Genomic DNA, 16,329 nt, shown 5'->3' on the forward strand with positions numbered 1-16,329 from the left:
GCGGGGTCAGGCGGGCTCGGTCAGCAGCTGCCGGAAGCGGCTGCCGTGGAAGATGAGCGGCTCCGCGCCGTCCTCGGTGGCGATCCGCTCGATCCGCACCAGCGCCACCTCGTGGTCGCCGGCCGGGACGACGGTCTCCAGCGTGCCCTCGATCCAGGCCGCCGAACCCTCCACGAAGACCGCGCCGGCCTCGCCGCGGCGCACCGCGACGCCCTGGAAGCGGTCACCGGCGCGGGTGCCGAGGGTGCGGGCGGCCGCGCGCTGCCCGGTGCCGAGCAGGCTGAGCCCGAGCTTGCCGGAGCGCCGCAGCACCGGCCAGGTGGCCGAGCCGAGCTGCACGCAGAACGACACCAGCGGCGGGTCGAGCGAGACCGGGACGAAGCTGCTGACCGCCAATCCCACCGGCACGCCGTCGATCTCGGCGCAGACCGCGACCACACCGCTCGGAAAGGCCCCGAAGGCGCGGCGCAATCCGGCGGCGTCGGCCGGGGCACGGAACTGCTGCTGCATGGTCTCGAATCTAACATCTGATATATCAGAAGCCAACCCTGCTCTTGAAATGGACAGCTGTCTGACCTACCGTCCAAACAGGACCGAGGACCGCGCGGGGGCCGTACCGGACGCCCGGTCGGTCCCGTTTCGAGAGCGCGAGCGATAATCAGCGCGGAATTTTCTCGCGCAGGAAGGGCGGGCCGTGCCGGACAGCCTCCACGAAGCGGTGCCGCCGCGCACCCCGGTCATCGTCGGCGTCGGCCAGGCCTCGGAGCGGCTCGGCGCCGAGGGGTACCGCGCGCTCTCCGCCGCCGACCTGGCCGCCGCGGCGGTCCGCGCCGCGCTCGCCGACGCCACCGTGCCCGCGGCGAGCATCGACACCATCGCCGCGGTGCGCGCCTTCGACGTGGCCAGCCCGTACGCGGTGGCCGCGCTCGGCGCCCCGGACAATGTGCCGCGCGCCGTCGCCGCCCGGGTCGGCGCCGACCCGGCCCGCGCCATCCTCGGCCCGACCGGCGGGCAGAGCCCGCAGCAGCTGCTCACCGAGGTGTGCCGGGAGATCGCGGCGGGCCGCGGCGAGACCGCGCTGGTCTTCGGCGCGGAGACCATCTCCACCGTGCGGCACCTGGCCGGGCTCCCCCGCGATCAGCACCCCGACCACGCCGAGCGGCACCCGGGCAGCCTGGAGGACCGCGGCTACCGCATCACCGGGCTCACCCCGGCCTACGCCGCCCAGCACGGCCTGGTGGAGCCGACCGTCGCCTACTCGGCAATGGAGAATGCCAGGCGCACCCGGCTCGGCGCCTCCCGCGCCGAGTACGCCCGCGCCATCGGCGAGCTCTTCGCCCCTTTCACCGCGGTGGCCGCGGCCAATCCGCACGCCGCCGCCCCGACCGAGCGGGACGCCGCCGAGCTGGTCACGGTGGATGCCCGCAACCGCGCCATCACCGACGTCTACACCCGCTTCGTGGTGGCGCGCGACCAGGTGAACCAGGCCGCGGCGGTGCTGGTCACCACCGCGGAGCACGCGGACCGGCTCGGCATTCCGGCGGAGCGGCGGGTCTACCTGCACGGCTGGGCGGACCTCTCCGAGCGCGGCCTGCTGGAGCGCCCGGAGCTGGACCGCAGCCCGGCCGCGGCGGCGGCGGTGCGGCACGCGCTGGCCACCGCCGGGATCGGCCTGGACGACGTGGCCGTGCTCGACCTCTACAGCTGCTTCCCCATCGCGGTCTTCAACCTCTGCGACGGGCTCGGCCTGGCCCCGGACGACCCGCGCGGCCTCACCGTCACCGGCGGGCTGCCCTTCTTCGGCGGCGCGGGCAACAACTACAGCGCGCACGCCATCGCCGAGGTCGTCACCCGGCTGCGCCGCACGCCGGGCGGGTACGGCCTGGTCGCCGCGAACGGCGGCATCCTCAGCAAGCACTCGGTCGGCGTCTACTCCACCACCCCGGCCCCCTTCCCGGACGGGTCGGCGGCGGGGCTCCAGGCCGAGCTGGACGCCGCGCCCGCCGTGCCGGTCGCGTACCGCGCCGACGGCTGGGGCACCGTCGAATCCTGGACGGTGAGCTACGGCCGGGACGGCAGCCCGCGCGGTATCGTGCTCGGCCGCCTGGACGACGGCCGCCGCTTCCTCGCCAATACCGCCGACGCCGCCGCCACCGCGCTGCTGACCGATGCCGAGCACCCCGCCGGGCAGCGGGTCTTCGTGCGCGCCACCGATGCGGGCAACCGCGTCACCCTGACCCGCCCGGAGCCGAAACCGCCCGCGCCGCCGCGTGCTTCGCCGCACCTCACGGTCACCACCGCCGGGCGGGTGCTGGAGATCGCGCTGAACCGCCCCGACCTGGACGCCGAGGTGCTCCGCGACCTCGAGCACGCCCTCGACGGTTACCAGCGCGACCCCGGGCTGTGGGCCGCCATCGTGACCGGCGGCGCGAACTTCTCGCTCGGTGTCGACCCCGCCGCCGCGGGCTCGCCGCTGCTCCTGCTGCTGCAATCGCACCGGCTGTGGACCGGCCGCCCGGAGCGGCACGGCGCCAAACCGGTGATCGCCGCCGTCACCGGACGCGCCGACGGCGCCGGGCTCGCGCTGGCGCTCGGCTGCGACCTGGTGGTGGCCGACGAGGCGGCGAGCTTCGCCGTGCCCGACCCCGCGGTGGGGCTGCCGCCCGCGCTCGGGCTGCTGGAGGCGCTGCCGCGGCTGGCGGGGCCCGCGCTCGCCCGCGACCTGATCCTCACCGGCCGCCGCCTCACCGCCCCGGAGGCGATGGCCGCCGGGCTGATCGCGCGCACCGCCCCGCACGGCAAGGCGCTGGACGCCGCCCGCGAGGTGGCCGCCGATATCGTCGCCCGCTCCCCCGTCGCGCTGCGCGCCGCGCTCACCTACCTGCGCGACGCCGCCGCGGCGCCCGGCGAACCGGACCGGCACGCCGCCGCGCTCGCCGATGTGGTTCTCGCCGCGCACGACCCCTCCGAGGGCTTCGCGGCGTACCGCCAAGGGCGGCAGCCGAACTGGCGTCTCGAATGAGCCCGACACTCCGGCGTGACCGGAATCGGGCGGGAACACCGATCGACGGTCTACGGTTCGGATCGACTCCGGAATGAAAGGAACCAATCACGTGGCGGAGGTTTCCACCAGTCCGGCGGACCGGCTCGGGTTCGAAGCGGGCCAGGTCGTCCTGGAGATCGGGTACGACGACGACGTCGACGACGATCTGCGCCAGGCGATCGAGTCCCGGATCGGGCAGGAGCTGGTCGACGAGGACTACGAGGACGCCGCCGACGGCGTCGTGCTCTGGTACCGGGACGACGACGGTGACCTCACCGACATCCTGGTCGATGCCAACGGCTCCCTCGGCAGCGGCGGCACGCTGTGGCTGCTCACCCCCAAGACGGGGCGGGAGGGCTACGTCGAGCCCAGCGATATCGCCGACGCGGCGCGTACGGCCGGGCTGGCTCAGACCAGCTCCGCGACGGTCGCGCCGGACTGGTCGGGAGCCAAACTGGTCGCCCCGAAGCGCTAGGCCCGGTCTCGGAGTCCAGCCGGATTCCTCCGTGGCCCGGCTGGGACTCCGAGGCCCTAGCTCGCCTCGATCGGCTGCGGGTGCGGGTCCGAGCCGCCGAGGTGCTCCGCGAGGTGCGCGGTGAGCTCGGCGGCATCGGCCCCGGAGCCGTCGATGTAGGTGGAGCGCCTGCGCCGCAGCACCGGCAGCCCGGTGACGTAGAGCCCGGGCCAGTCCACCACGCCGCCGTGGTGCCGCAGCCGCCCGCGCGGGTCGAAGGCGGGCACCTCCAGCCAGGAGTGGTCCGGCTTGATGCCGGTCGCCCACACCACCGAGCGGATCTCGCCGCGGGTCAGGTCGAGCAGCAGCGGCGAGTCCGGCACCCGGGTCGGCTCGGGGCGCTCGCCGGTGCCGCCGGCGTGCGCGTCGATGCTGTCCAGCAGGCGGTTCAGCTTGAGGTCGGCCAGCGTCACCACATTGCGCAGCGAGCCGGAGAACTGCGCCTTCCCGTCCCGGATCCCGGCCAGCTTGCCGACCAGCCGGATGCCCTGCTCCTGCAGCGCGTTGAAGTCGACCGTGCGGCCGCCGCCGACCAGCTGGAAGGAGGCCAGGTTGCGGGCGCGCACGAGGTCGTCGATCCGGTCGAAGCGCTCGTCGAGCAGCCCGATCCGGTCCAGCCACCACAGGATGTCGCGGTCCCGGTAGCGCCGCGGCACCCGGACGTGCTCGCCGGTGGCGAGCGTCACCGGGCGGCCGGAGCGGTGGATCTCCTCGGCGATCTGCACGCCGCTGGCGGCGCCGCCGACTACGAGCACCCCGCCCTCGGGCAGCTGCGCCGGATTCCGGTAGTCCAGTGCGGCAAGCGATTCGATGCCGTCCGGCAGCGCGGCGGCGAGCGCGGGCAGCGGGGCGGTCGTGGCGCCGGCGGCGAGCACCACGCTGCGCGCCGACCAGTCACCCCGGTCGGTGGCGACGGTGAAGCCGGCGTCGGTGGCGCGCACCGCGGTCACCGTGGTCTCGGTGCGCACCGGGGCGGCCGAGGCCGCGGCGTAGCCGGTCACGAACTCCGCTACCTCGGTGGCGCTCAGGTAGCCGTCGGGGTCGTCGCCGTCGTAGGCGTGGCCGGGCAGCCGGGTCATCCAGTTGGGCGTAAGCAGACGCAGCGAATCCCAGCGCTGGGTGCGCCAGGAGTGCGCCACCCGGCCGCGCTCGAGGACCACGTGGTCGATCGAGCGGGCGGCCAGGTGGCGGCTGATCGCCAGGCCGTTGTGGCCTGCCCCGACCACCACGGTGGTCGTGGCGGGCATCAGGACGCGTTGACCTTGACCTCGACATTGGTCGGGTTGGTCAGCGCGTCGTAGACCGCGGAGCGCTTCTGCGACTGCGCGACCAGCGCCTCGATATCGGCCGGGGAGGCGTCGGCGTCGATGTTGTAGTCGACGGTGATGTTGGAGAAGCCATTGCGCACCTCGGGGTCGGCGCCGAGGATGCCGTGCAGGTCGAAGTCGGCGCGCACGGTGGCGACCACCGAGTTCAGCTTGATCTGGCGCTGCTGCGCGACCGAGGCGATGCCCGCGGTCAGGCAGGAGCCCAGCGCCACCAGCACGTACTCGGCCGGGGTGATGCCGTTGTCCTCGGCCGCGAACTGCGGCGGGTGGTCGGCGTCGAAGGTGAACTTCTTGGTGTGCGCCTGCTCGCCGCCGAGGCCGTAGAAGGTCTCCACCTCGGTCCGGCTGTGCGTGCCGCGCACCCAGCTCACCGTCGAGCGCCACTCGAACTCGGCGATCTCCGGGCTGTCGGCCAGCGCGGCGCGGGCGCCGAGCAGGTGCTCGACATTGACGCCGTTGTCGACGGCGGGGGCGGTTCCGGTCATGGGCGATACCTCCTGAATCGTGCGGACTAGCGGACGGTCTTGCGGGCGGTGATCTGGCCGGTGTCGAAGCCGAGCAGGTGCAGCCCGCCGTGGAAGCGGGCGTGCTCGATCTTCAGGCAGCGGTCCATCACGACGGTCAGGCCGCGGGCCTCCGCGTCCCTGGCGGCGTCCTCGTTCCAGATGCCGAGCTGCACCCAGAGCACCGGCGCCGGGGTCAGCGCGGCGACCTCGTCGACCACCGACGGGATATCGCTCGCCTTGCGGAAGACGCAGACCACATCCGGGGTCTCCGGCAGGTCGGCGAGCGAGCCGTGGATCTCGTGGCCGAGCACGCTGCGCCCGGCCGCGTTGGGGTTGATGAAGTACACCGTGTAGTCGGTGGACTGCACCAGGTAGGTGCCGACGAAGTAGCTGGCCCGCGCCGGATTCGTGGAGAAGCCGACCACCGCGATGGTCTTGGCCCGGCGCAGGATCTTCAGCCGCTCCTTGGCCGAGGGCCCCAGCCAGGTGCGCTCGCTGTGCAGCTGCTTCGCTCGGGGCGAATCCGCGGGCAGCGAGAGCGTCAGCCCGTTGACGGTGTGGGTTTCGACGACATCGCTCATGCCGCCACCTCCTTCGACGCGGCATGCAATGCCTGGTCCAGGTCGTGCAGGATGTCGTCCACATCCTCCAGCCCGACGCTGATCCGCACCAGCCCCGGCGCCACCCCGGCCTCGACCAGCTGCTGCTCGGTGAGCTGCGCGTGCGTGGTCGAGGCGGGGTGGATGACCAGCGTCTTGGTGTCGCCGATATTGGCCAGATGGCTTGCCAGGTCCAGCGATTCGATGAAGGTGCGGCCCGCCTCGCGGCCCCCCTTGACGCCGAAGCCGAAGACGCTGCCCGGCCCGAGCGGCAGGTACTTGGCGGCGCGCTCGTGGTGCGGGTGCGCGGGCAGCCCGGCCCAGTTCACGAAGTCGACGCGCGGATCGGCCGCCAGCCACTCGGCCACCGCGCGGGCATTGTCCACGTGGTTCTGCATGCGCAGCGGCAGCGTCTCCACGCCGAGCGCGAGCTGCCAGGCGGCCTGCGGGGCCAGCGACGGCCCGATATCGCGCAGCTGCTCGGCGCGCAGCCGGGTCAGGAAGGCGTACTCGCCGAAGTTGCCGTTCCAGGTGAGCCCGCCGTAGTGCGGCACCACCTCGTCGAAGAGCGGGAAGCGCGGGTTGTGCCAGTCGAACCGGCCGGACTCCACCACCACGCCGCCGAGCGTGGTGCCGTGCCCGCCGAGGAACTTGGTGGCCGAGTGGATCACGATATCGGCGCCCCACTCCAGCGGCCGGTTCAGGTACGGCGTCGCGATGGTCGAGTCGACGATGAGCGGCACCCCGGCGGCGTGCGCGACGTCGGCCAGCCCCTCGATATCGGCGATGCCGCCGGAGGGGTTCGCCACCGTCTCCACGAAGATCAGCTTGGTGCGCTCGGTGACGGCGGCGGCATAGGCCGCGGGGTCGTCCGAGGCGACGAAGGTGGTCTCGACGCCGAAGCGGCGCAGCGTGTTGTCCAGCTGGGTGAGCGTGCCGCCGTAGAGCTGCGCGCCCGCCACGATGTGGTCGCCCGCGCCCGCCAGCGCGGCGAAGGTGATGAACTCCGCGCCCAGCCCGCTCGCGGTGGCGACGGCGCCGAGCCCGCCCTCCAGGCTGGCGATCCGCTCCTCGAAGCTGGCGACCGTCGGGTTCGCCAGCCGGGAGTAGACATTGCCGTACTTCTGCAGGGCGAACCGGGCGGCCGCGTCGGCGGTGTCGTCGAAGACGAAGGCCGCCGACTGGTAGATCGGCAGCGCCCGCGAACCGCTCACCGCGTCCGGGATGTTCCCCGCGTGAATCGCCCTGGTCCGGAACCCGTATTCACGATCAGCCATGCGCCGCGACCCTACAGCAGCCGACGGCCCCGGCGGCGCTCTTCTCAGCCAAGCCGCACCTCCACCGGCACCGCGTTGCGCAGGGTGTGCCCGACCGGCGAGCTGGCCTGCACCTTGGCGTGCAGCTCGGCGATCTGCTCCGGGGTGGCGTCGGAATCGATGGTCACCGTCGCGGTGATCGACTCGAACCCCGCGTGCCCCTCGGCCAGGCCGAGGAAGACGTGCAGATCCAGATCGCCCCTGAGGTCGACCTTCAGGTCCTTGAGCTCGATCCCGGCCACCGTGGCATTGGCCGCGTACCCGACCGCCAGGCAGTTGCCGAGCGCCCCGAGCAGCTGCTCCACCGGGTTCGCCGCGGTGTCACCACCGCCGAGCGCGGCGGGCTCGTCCGACGGCGCGGGCGCGAACTGCCGCACCCTCGACTCCGAGGCGAACGCGCCCTTCCAGGCCACGTGCGCGGCCCACGTGGTCTGCGCCTTCTCCGGGTTCTCCTGGATCGCCCGCACGAGACCGCCCACGGCCTCGATATCGACATCGTTGAGGACGGTATTCGCGGTCATCATCCACTCCCTCGGTAGCCAGGCCGTTGCGGCACTTCGCAGTGTCCCGAGGTCGGGGCGGGGTTTGAACCCATTGACGCAGACTGAGCGAAACCTTGACCGGACCGGGTCGCGTGGTGCAGCCCGTGCGCGGGCGGGGTTCGGGGGATCAGAGCAAGCGGCGGGTCACGACGTCGGCCAGCACCGCGTCGGCCGGCGCCCGCACTCCATCGGGGTCCGGCGTCGTGCCCGCGGCGAGCAGGTGGCCGCCGCCGACCAGCGCGAGCGCCAGCGCCCTCGGATCGGCATCGACCGCGATCCGCCCCCTCTCGCACTGTCTTCGCGCCACCCGCGCCGATCGCGGAGGCCCTCGCCGCGGCGTTCCTGGCGGCGGTGCCGGACTCGCCGTTCGTCCCGCCCTCCGGCCCCTCGGCGCACGAGGTCTACCGGGCGGGGTTCGCGAAGGTCGCCGCGGACATCCGGGCCGCGGCCGGGTTCGCGGAGCCGGAGCAGTGGCGCTTCGACCGGGAGCGGAACTACACCCGCGCCCAGTGGCGATCGGCGACGAAGGCTTCACCCTGCGCACCAGCACGCTCGGCACCGCCGCGACGCGAAGCCGACCTACTCCCCCGACAGATCCGCCGACAGGTCCCGCACCTCGACCCCCTCCGGCACCTGGAACTCCTCGATCGGCTCCGGCCGGTCGTCGAACTCCAGCCGCAGCGCGCGGCAGATGGTGGCGTGCATGTCGTACATGGCGGTGATGTAGGTGAGTTGCAGGATCTCCGGGTCGCTCAGATGCTCCTTCAGCACCTCGAAGACGCCGTCCGGCACCCGCCCGCCGTCCAGCACCAGTCCGTCGGTGTAGGCCAGCACCGCGCGCTCCAGGTCGGAGAAGGCGGTGCTCACCTGCCAGTGCGGGATCGCGGCGATCTTCTCCTCCGGCATGCCGAGCGAGCGCATCTGCTTGCAGTGCTGGGAGAAGACGAACTGGCTGCCCCTGGCGAAGCCGGCCCGGCTCTGGCCCAGCTCGCGCAGCAGCGGGTCGAGCTGGGCGTTGCGGTAGAGCGCGAAGCCGCGCACGGCGTGCCGGAAGACATCCGGCGACTGGGCGAAGACGGTCCACCAGTCGCCGGGGGTGGCGTGGATGGTGCCGTGGTCGACGGCCGGATCCCGGTCCGGGCCGAACAGGCGGTCGTAGAAGAACAGGATCTTCTCGTCGGTGACTTCGGCGCGGGGCACCTCACGCAAGCGGGGCACGGCGATTCCTCTCGGGTGGAACGGGGGTCAGGACGGGGTCGGGGTGCGGCGGTCGGCGGCGGTGCGCGGCTCGTGCGCGACGTCGTCGGCGGTGAAGGTCCGGGTCCAGCAGGCGAATTCGAGCAGCACGCCGTCCGGGTCCTGGAAGTAGAAGGAGCGCACGAAGGTGCCGGGGTGCACGTCGCGGGAGACGCCGCGGGCGCTGTCGTCGTGGTTCAGGATCCGGCTGACCTTCACGCCCTCGTCGGCCAGGCGCCGGAAGTACGCGTCGAACTGCTCCGGCGGCACCGCGAAGGCCACGTGGTTCATCGAGCCGACCGCGCTGGCCAGCTCGCCCTCGTCCGGCAGCCCCTTCGGCGCGGCGAGGCCCGGTGCGGCGTCCGGTGAGTCGGCCAGCCAGAAGAAGGCGAGGGTATTGCCGCCCCCGCAGTCGAAGAAGAAGTGCTGCCCCAGGTCGCCGGGGAGCTCGATGGTCTTGATCAGCGGCATGCCGAGCACGCCGGAGTAGAAATCGATGGTGCGCCGCATATCCGCGCAGACCAGGGCGAGGTGGTTGATCCCCCGTAGCTCGTACTTGGCGTTCCCCATGGTGATCCTTCCCAGCTGACTTGACAGTCATGTCATCTATGGGGAAAGTGTGGGTGTGCCCAAGACGTCTGTCAATACCGCCGAGACGCTGACCCCCCGTGGCCGCCGGACCAGGGACGCGCTGCTCGCCGCTGCCCGCACCGTGTTCGAGACGGTCGGCTTCCCGGAGTGCCGGGTCGAGCTGATCGTGCAGGAGGCCGATGTCTCCTACGGCACGTTCTACCGCTATTTCGAGTCCAAGGAGCACGTTTTCAAGGAACTGAGCACCCAGCTCTTCGAGGACGTGCACCGCCGCGAGCCCGCCGATCCCGGCCTCTCCCCCGCCGAGCGGCTGGTCGCCTCGAACCGCTCCTACTACCAGGCGTATCGGCGCAACGCGAAGATGATGGCGATCGTCGAGCAGGTCGCCACCTTCAACGACGACTTCCGCGAACTGCGGCACGAGCACCGCAAGCAGCTCATCGACCGCACCGCGCGGGCCATCGCGCGCTGGCAGCAGGAGGGGCTGGCCGACCGGGGGCTCGATCCGGTGCTCGCGGCCCGCGCCATGGCCGCCATGGTCGACCACACCCTCTACCTCTGGCTCATCCAGGGCGACGCCGCCGACGAGGCCGCGCTGCTCGACACCCTCGACCGGATGTGCCTCGGCGCGCTCGGCCTCGCACCGGAGGCCGGGAAGTGACCGGCGCGCTGGACGGCATCCGGGTGCTGGAGCTCGGCACGCTCATCGCCGGGCCGTACTGCGGCAGGCTGCTCGGCGACATGGGCGCCGACGTGGTCAAGATCGAGGCGCCGGACCGCCCCGACCCGCTGCGCGACTGGGGCCAGGCCTCCGGCGGCCACCAGTACTTCTGGTCGGTGCACGCCCGCAACAAGCGCTGCGTGAGCCTCGATCTGCGCACCCCGGCCGGGCGCGAGGTCTTCCTGGAGCTCGTCGCGACCGCCGACGTGGTGGTGGAGAGCTTCCGCCCCGGCACCCTGGAGCGCTGGGGGCTGGGCTGGGACGTGCTGAGCGCGCTGACGCCGGGGCTGGTGCTGGCCCGGGTCTCCGGCTACGGCCAGACCGGGCCCTACGCCGCGCGGCCGGGGTACGCCTCGGTCGCCGAGGGCATCAGCGGGCTGCGCTACCTGAACGGCTTCCCGGGCCAGGCGCCGCCGCGGCTGGCGCTCTCGCTCGGCGACACGCTGGCCGGCATGTTCGCCTTCCAGGGCGTGCTCGCCGCGCTCTTCGCCCGCACCCGCAGCGGGCGCGGGCAGGTCGTGGACGCGGCGCTCACCGAGGCGGCGCTGGCCATCCAGGAGTCGACGGTGCCGGATTACCACAAGACCGGCCACGTGCGGCAGCCGTCGGGCACCCGGCTGGACCGGGTCGCGCCCTCGAACCTCTACCGCAGCGCGGACGGCCTCTGGGTGATCATCGCTGCCAACCAGGACACCCTCTTCGCCCGGCTGGCCGGCGCCATGGGCCGCCCCGAGCTCGCCACCGACCCGCGCTACGCCACGCACACCGCGCGCGGCGCCAACCAGGACGACCTCGACGAGCTGATCGGGGCCTGGGCCGGAACGTTCCCGGCCGCCGAGCTGATCGCGCTGCTCACCGAGCACCAGGTGGTCACCGGGCCGGTGAACACCGTCGCCGAGGTCATGGTGGACCCGCAGTTCACCGCGCGCGGGCTCTTCGTCGACCACGTGGACCCCTCGGTGCACCCGGGCGACCCCGGCTACGACCCGGAGCCGGTCAAGGGCGTCGGGGTGATCCCCAAGCTCAGCGCGACCGCGGGCGGGGTGCGCTGGGGCGGCGCCAGCAGGCCGGGCACGCACACCGACGAGGTGCTCACCGAGGTGCTCGGCTACGACCCGGCCCGGCTCGCCGCGCTGCGCGACCGGGGCACGATCGCGTGACCCCCGAGGTCGAGATCCGCGAGGTCGGCCCGCGCGACGGCCTGCAGATCGAACACCCCATCCCGACCGCCGCCAAGCTGGAGCTGCTGACCGCGCTCGCCGCGACCGGGGTGCGCCGGATCGAGGCCACCTCCTTCGTCTCGCCGCGCGCCGTCCCCGCGCTGGCCGATGCCGAGGCGGTCGCCGCCGAGCTGGTCCGCTGGCCGCACATCGCCTTCTCCGCGCTGGTCGCCGGGGTGGGCGGGGTGCGCCGCGCGCTGGCCGCCGGGGTCACCGAGCTGGAGTACGTGGTCTCCGCCTCCGACGGGCACAGCCGGGCCAATGTGGGCCGCAGCGTGCAGGATTCGATCGCGCTGATCGCGCCGATCGCCGAGCTGGTGCACGCGGCGGGAGGCCACCTGGAGGTGATCGTGGCGATCGCCTTCGACTGCCCGTTCGACGGCCGCACCCCGCCCGCGCGGGTCGCCGAGATCGCAGGGCGTGCCGCCGATTCCGGCGCGGACTCGCTCTCGATCGCGGATACCGTCGGCACCGCGACCCCGGTGCGCACCACCGACGTCCTCACCCGGGTCCGCGCCGCCGTTCCCGAGCTCGAACTCGGCATCCACCTGCACGACACCCGCGGCCAGGGGCTCGCCAATGCCTGGGCCGCCTACACACTCGGCATCCGCCGCTTCGACGCCTCGGTGGGCGGGCTCGGCGGCTGCCCCTTCGCCCCCGGCGCCAGCGGCAATATCGCCACCGAGGAGCTGGCCTACCTGTTCGAGGACGGCGGCATTGCCACCGGCATCGATATCGCCGCGGTGCTCGACGCCGCCCGGCTGGCCGGGCGGTTGCTCGGCAGGCCGCTCAGCAGCGCCCTGCTCGCGGCGGGCGGGCCGCTGGTGCCCGCCCCCGAACCACCCCGAGACGGAGTCACCCCATGAACGACCTGGCCGATCGCTTCTTCGCCGCGGTGCGCGCGGGCGATACCGCGGCACTCACCGCGCTGTACGACCCGGACGCCAGGATCTGGCACAACGACGACGGCCGCGAGCAGACCGTCGAGGAGAACCTGCGCGTCCTGCGCTGGCTCGCCCGCACCGTAAACGACCTGCGCTACGAGGAGATCCGGCGGCATCCGCTCGCCGACGGCTTCGCCCAGCAGCACGTGCTGCGGGCCACGCTGCCCGGGCACGGGCCGCTGGAGGTGCCCGCGAGCCTCTTCGTCCGGATCGCGGACGGCCGGATCACCCGCATCGACGAGTACGCCGACTCCGCCGCCACCGCGGTGCTGCGCGCGGCCGGGCCGCGATGAGCGCCGAGCTGCGTTCCCGCATGCGGGAATTCGTCGACGGCGCGGTGATCCCGGCCGAGCCGGTGCTGATCGCGGGCGGCGAGCGGGCCGCGGCCGCGCTGGCCGAGCTGCGCGCGGCGGCCAAGGCGCGCGGGCTGTGGGCGCTCGGGCACCCGGCCGAGGTGGGCGGCGGCGGGGTGCCGTTCCTGGACTTCGTCTACCTGAACGAGATCATCGGCCGCTCGGAGTTCGGGCAGCTCGCGGTGGGGTCGGTCTCCATGCAGGACACGCTCATGCTGCACCGGCACGGCACGGAGGAACAGCAGGCGCGCTGGATTCCGCCGATGGTCGCCGGGGAGGTGCTGCCCTCGGTGGCGCTCACCGAACCCGGGGTCGCCGGCTCCGACCCGACGCTCATCGAGACCCGCGCCGAGCTCGACGGCGACACCTGGGTCGTCAACGGCCACAAGTGGTTCACCACCGGCGCGGCCGAGGCCGGGTACTGCACGGTCTTCGCCCGCACCGAGCCGGAGGAGACCCCGCCGCACGGCCGGATCAGCGCCATCATCGTCCCCGCCGGGACCCCCGGCTTCGAGGTGCTGCGCGCCATCCCGACCATGGGCCACGACCCCAGCGACCACTACGAGGTACGGCTCACCGACGTCCGGGTGCCCGCCGCCAACCTGCTCGGCGCGCGCGGCCGCGGCTTCGCCGTCGCCCAGGACCGGCTCGGCCCGGGGCGGATCTTCCACTGCATGCGCTGGCTCGGCCAGGCGCAGCGCGCCTACGAGCTGCTCTGCGAGCGCGCCAACACCCGCTACGCGCACGGCTCGCTGCTGGCCGACAAGGGCGAGGTGCACCGGTACGTCGCCGAGTCGGCCGCGCAGATCCACGCGGCCCGGCTCATGACGCTGGACGCCGCGCGGGCCATGGACGCCGGCGAGGACGCCCGCGTGCGCATCGGGCTCGTCAAGTTCTGGGGCGCGCGCATGCTGCACGACGTGGTCGACCGGGCGATCCAGGTGCACGGCGCGCTCGGCCTCACCGCCGACACCCCGCTGGAGCGGATGTACCGGCAGGCCCGGTACGCCCGGGTCTACGACGGGCCGGACGAGGTGCATCGCATGTCCACCGCGCGGCGGCTGCTGCGCTCGCCGGAGGCGGCGCCGTGGCGGTGACGCTGCGCGCGGGGGTGTCCGCGCTGCTCGGGACGGAGGTGGGCGAGCCGCGGCAGCTCACCGGCGGCGCCAGCCGGGAGACCTGGGCGTTTCCCGGCGAGTACCCCGCGGTGCTGCGCCGCGACCCGCCCGGGCACGGTGACGCCGCACGGATGCGCGCCGAGGTGGCGTGTCTGCGCGCGGCCGCGGCGGCCGGGGTGCCGGTGCCCGCCGTGCTCGCCGCCGGGGACACCGCGCCCGGCATCGAGGCGCCCTTCATCCTCACCGAGCACGTCGCCGGTGAGGCACTGCCGCGGAAGGTGCTGCGGGACCCCGAGTTCGCCGCCGTGCGCACCGGTTTGGCCACCGAGCTGGGCCGGGTGCTCGGCGCCGTGCACGGCACGCCGGTCGACACGCTCGGCATGCTGGCCGACACCGATCCGCTCGACGCCATCGAAGCGGTCCACCGGGATCTCCGCGACCCGCGCCCCGCGGTGGAGGCCGGGCTGCGCTGGCTGCGCGAACACCGTCCGGCCGACCGGCCCCGCGCCCTGGTGCACGGCGACTTCCGCCTCGGCAACCTGCTCGTGGACGGCACCGGCGTGCGCGCCGTCCTGGACTGGGAGCTCGCGCACCTCGGCAACCCCATCGAGGACCTCGGCTGGCTCTGCGTGCGCGCCTGGCGCTTCGGCGCCGCGCCGCCGGTCGCCGGGGTCGGCACCCGCGAACAGCTGCTCGACGGCTACGCCGCGGTCACCGGGTACCGCCCCACCGCGCCGGAGCTGCACTGGTGGGAGGTGTACGGGACGCTGCGCTGGCTGGTGCTGAGCCGCTTCCAGGCCGAGCGGCACTTCAGCGGCGCCGAGCCGTCGCTGGAGCTGGCCGCCGTCGGGCGCCGGGTCTGCGAGTCGGAGTACGACCTGCTCGCGGTCATCGGCCTGCTCGCCGACGTCCCGGCTCCCGACCCGGTGCCGTACTCGGCGCCGATCCACGGCAGACCCACCCTCCCGGAACTCCTCGAGCTGGTAGCGGGCACGCTCGGTGACGACATCACGGCAGGCACCGACCGCGAGCGCTACCTCCTGCGCATCTGCGTCTCCCTGCTGCGCACCGCCGGCCGCGAACTCGCCACCGGCGACACCGTCCCGATTCCGGAAGCCGAACTCGCCGAACAGCTCCGCTCGGGTGCGGTCGACTACCGCGACGACGCGGTCCGCCGAGCCATGACGGCCGCCGTGCTCGCCCGGCTCCGCGTCTCGAACCCGCGCCACGCGCGCTAGCCGGGTTCGGCGACCGCACCCGCGCGCACTAGGCCGTGTTGCGAAGTGATCCCTGCAGGCCGCAGCGGGTGGCCTGGAAACGGTTGACCGGCTGGGTGTCCCGGTGAGGTGATGTGGCGAGGTCTCCGGTAGTGGTGTTGAGCGACCAAGCAAAACATGCACCGACCGGAGACCTCGTGGCCAGCGTAACGGCCGCGGGACGAGCGGATCTCTCCGATGCCCAATGGGCACGACTGGAACCGCTACTGCCCCGCGCGAAGAAGGCGGGCCGCCCGCCACAATGGAACAGACGCCAGCTCATCGACGGAATCCGCTGGCGGACCCGGGTCGGTTCACCCTGGCGCGACGTCCCTACCTGCTACGGGTCCTGGCAGGCGGTCTACGGGTTGTTCCGGCGCTGGCAACACAACGGAGCCTGGGTGCTGATCTGGAAGATGCTGCAGGTCTACGCCGACGCCGCCGGATCGATCGACTGGCAGGTCAGTGTGGATTCCACGATCGTGCGCGCCCACCAGCACGCCGCCGGCGCCCGCCCCGGCACGACCGGTGAGCCCGCCGATCACGGGCTGGGCCGCTCACGAGGCGGGTGGACCACGAAACTCCATTTGGCCTGCGAACAAGGACTCAAACCCTTGGCGATCCTGCTCACCGCGGGACAAGCCGGTGACAGCCCGCACCTGCCGCTCGTTCTCGACGCCATCTCGGTGCCACGCCGCGGGCCGGGCCGGGTGCGGCGGCGGCCGGATCGGGTGCTGGCCGACAAGGCCTACTCCTCCCGCGCGAACCGGACCTGGCTACGCCGTCACGGCATCGCGGCCACGATCCCGAGCCCGGCCGACCAGCTCCGACACCGCCGCAACCGCGGCCGCGCCGGTGGCCGGCCACCGGCATGCGACCCGGTCGTCTATCGCGACCGCAACGCTGTCGAACGCGGTATCAACCAGCTCAAACAACACCGAGCCGTCGCGACCCGCTACGACAAACTCGCAGTCCGCTACCTCGCCAGCATCCACATCGCTGCCATCAACCACTGGCTGCGCGACCAATGACAGCGACTTCG

The 16,329-nt window shown here is 73.2% G+C and carries 18 protein-coding genes; 9 read left to right on the plus strand and 9 right to left on the minus strand.

All coding sequences use genetic code 11. From position 1 onward, the window contains the following. Positions 1-6: 6 nt before the first annotated feature. Complete coding sequence (locus AB0H71_RS21605) at positions 7-510, minus strand: flavin reductase family protein (RefSeq protein ID WP_357023646.1); 504 nt, start codon at positions 508-510, stop codon at positions 7-9. A gap of 184 nt (positions 511-694) precedes the next feature. Here AB0H71_RS21605 and AB0H71_RS21610 point away from each other — a divergent pair, with 184 nt between their 5' ends. Both AB0H71_RS21610 and AB0H71_RS21615 read left to right on the plus strand, forming a co-directional pair. Further along, positions 695-3,022 carry an acetyl-CoA acetyltransferase gene (locus tag AB0H71_RS21610; RefSeq protein ID WP_357023648.1) on the plus strand — a complete coding sequence of 776 codons (2,328 nt, stop codon included), beginning with the start codon at positions 695-697 and terminating at the stop codon, positions 3,020-3,022. 91 nt (positions 3,023-3,113) lie between these two features. Continuing rightward, positions 3,114-3,518, plus strand: coding sequence for a DUF3052 domain-containing protein (locus tag AB0H71_RS21615; RefSeq protein WP_357023651.1), 405 nt, complete (start codon positions 3,114-3,116; stop codon positions 3,516-3,518). Positions 3,519-3,574: 56 nt separating this feature from the next. Here AB0H71_RS21615 and AB0H71_RS21620 read toward each other — a convergent pair whose 3' ends face one another. From AB0H71_RS21620 to AB0H71_RS21655, 8 genes are all read right to left on the minus strand, one after another. After that, on the minus strand, positions 3,575-4,804 hold the full coding sequence (locus AB0H71_RS21620; protein ID WP_357023654.1) for an NAD(P)-binding domain-containing protein: 1,230 nt from the start codon (positions 4,802-4,804) through the stop codon (positions 3,575-3,577). After that, positions 4,804-5,370, minus strand: a complete 567-nt coding sequence (locus tag AB0H71_RS21625) for an OsmC family protein (RefSeq protein WP_357023657.1) — start codon at positions 5,368-5,370, stop codon at positions 4,804-4,806. Before AB0H71_RS21625 ends, AB0H71_RS21620 begins: the two co-directional genes overlap by 1 nt. 26 nt (positions 5,371-5,396) lie before the next feature. After that, a complete protein-coding gene (locus AB0H71_RS21630) occupies positions 5,397-5,972 on the minus strand; it encodes a CoA-binding protein (RefSeq protein ID WP_357023659.1) in 576 nt (191 codons plus the stop codon). Then, on the minus strand, positions 5,969-7,267 hold the full coding sequence (locus tag AB0H71_RS21635) for an O-acetylhomoserine aminocarboxypropyltransferase/cysteine synthase family protein (RefSeq protein WP_357023662.1): 1,299 nt from the start codon (positions 7,265-7,267) through the stop codon (positions 5,969-5,971). Before AB0H71_RS21635 ends, AB0H71_RS21630 begins: the two co-directional genes overlap by 4 nt. Positions 7,268-7,311: 44 nt before the next feature. After that, the gene (locus AB0H71_RS21640; protein WP_357023664.1) at positions 7,312-7,827 is read right to left on the minus strand and encodes an OsmC family protein; all 516 of its coding nucleotides are present in this window, start codon (positions 7,825-7,827) and stop codon (positions 7,312-7,314) included. A gap of 148 nt (positions 7,828-7,975) precedes the next feature. Further along, positions 7,976-8,155: a hypothetical protein gene (locus AB0H71_RS21645; protein ID WP_357023667.1), complete on the minus strand. Its 180-nt coding sequence runs from the start codon at positions 8,153-8,155 to the stop codon at positions 7,976-7,978. A 272-nt stretch (positions 8,156-8,427) separates the two neighbouring features. Then, positions 8,428-9,066, minus strand: a complete 639-nt coding sequence (locus AB0H71_RS21650) for a carboxymuconolactone decarboxylase family protein (RefSeq protein WP_357023669.1) — start codon at positions 9,064-9,066, stop codon at positions 8,428-8,430. Between the two features lie 27 nt (positions 9,067-9,093). After that, positions 9,094-9,654 (minus strand): VOC family protein, encoded by a 561-nt coding sequence (locus AB0H71_RS21655; RefSeq protein WP_357023671.1) that lies wholly within the window; start codon positions 9,652-9,654, stop codon positions 9,094-9,096. A 55-nt stretch (positions 9,655-9,709) separates the two neighbouring features. Between AB0H71_RS21655 and AB0H71_RS21660 the strand changes: the two genes are divergently transcribed. The 7 genes from AB0H71_RS21660 (at position 9,710) to AB0H71_RS21690 (ending at position 16,318) form a co-directional block, all read left to right on the plus strand. Further along, entirely contained in the window at positions 9,710-10,336 is a 627-nt protein-coding gene (locus tag AB0H71_RS21660) for a TetR/AcrR family transcriptional regulator (protein WP_357023673.1), read from the plus strand. Further along, the gene (locus AB0H71_RS21665) at positions 10,333-11,556 is read left to right on the plus strand and encodes a CaiB/BaiF CoA-transferase family protein (protein ID WP_357023676.1); all 1,224 of its coding nucleotides are present in this window, start codon (positions 10,333-10,335) and stop codon (positions 11,554-11,556) included. Before AB0H71_RS21660 ends, AB0H71_RS21665 begins: the two co-directional genes overlap by 4 nt. After that, positions 11,553-12,482, plus strand: a complete 930-nt coding sequence (locus AB0H71_RS21670; protein WP_357023679.1) for a hydroxymethylglutaryl-CoA lyase — start codon at positions 11,553-11,555, stop codon at positions 12,480-12,482. Before AB0H71_RS21665 ends, AB0H71_RS21670 begins: the two co-directional genes overlap by 4 nt. Then, positions 12,479-12,853, plus strand: a complete 375-nt coding sequence (locus tag AB0H71_RS21675) for a nuclear transport factor 2 family protein (protein WP_357023682.1) — start codon at positions 12,479-12,481, stop codon at positions 12,851-12,853. The genes AB0H71_RS21670 and AB0H71_RS21675 overlap by 4 nt, the downstream gene beginning before the upstream one ends. Then, positions 12,850-14,010, plus strand: a complete 1,161-nt coding sequence (locus tag AB0H71_RS21680) for an acyl-CoA dehydrogenase family protein (RefSeq protein WP_357023685.1) — start codon at positions 12,850-12,852, stop codon at positions 14,008-14,010. Before AB0H71_RS21675 ends, AB0H71_RS21680 begins: the two co-directional genes overlap by 4 nt. Beyond that, on the plus strand, positions 14,001-15,269 hold the full coding sequence (locus tag AB0H71_RS21685) for a phosphotransferase (RefSeq protein ID WP_357023688.1): 1,269 nt from the start codon (positions 14,001-14,003) through the stop codon (positions 15,267-15,269). Before AB0H71_RS21680 ends, AB0H71_RS21685 begins: the two co-directional genes overlap by 10 nt. A 176-nt stretch (positions 15,270-15,445) precedes the next feature. Continuing rightward, complete coding sequence (locus AB0H71_RS21690) at positions 15,446-16,318, plus strand: IS5 family transposase (protein ID WP_357023691.1); 873 nt, start codon at positions 15,446-15,448, stop codon at positions 16,316-16,318. The last annotated feature ends 11 nt before the right edge of the window (positions 16,319-16,329 follow it).

Origin of the sequence: Nocardia sp. NPDC050697 (assembly GCF_040654395.1) — a bacterium.
Classification (GTDB): domain Bacteria; phylum Actinomycetota; class Actinomycetes; order Mycobacteriales; family Mycobacteriaceae; genus Nocardia.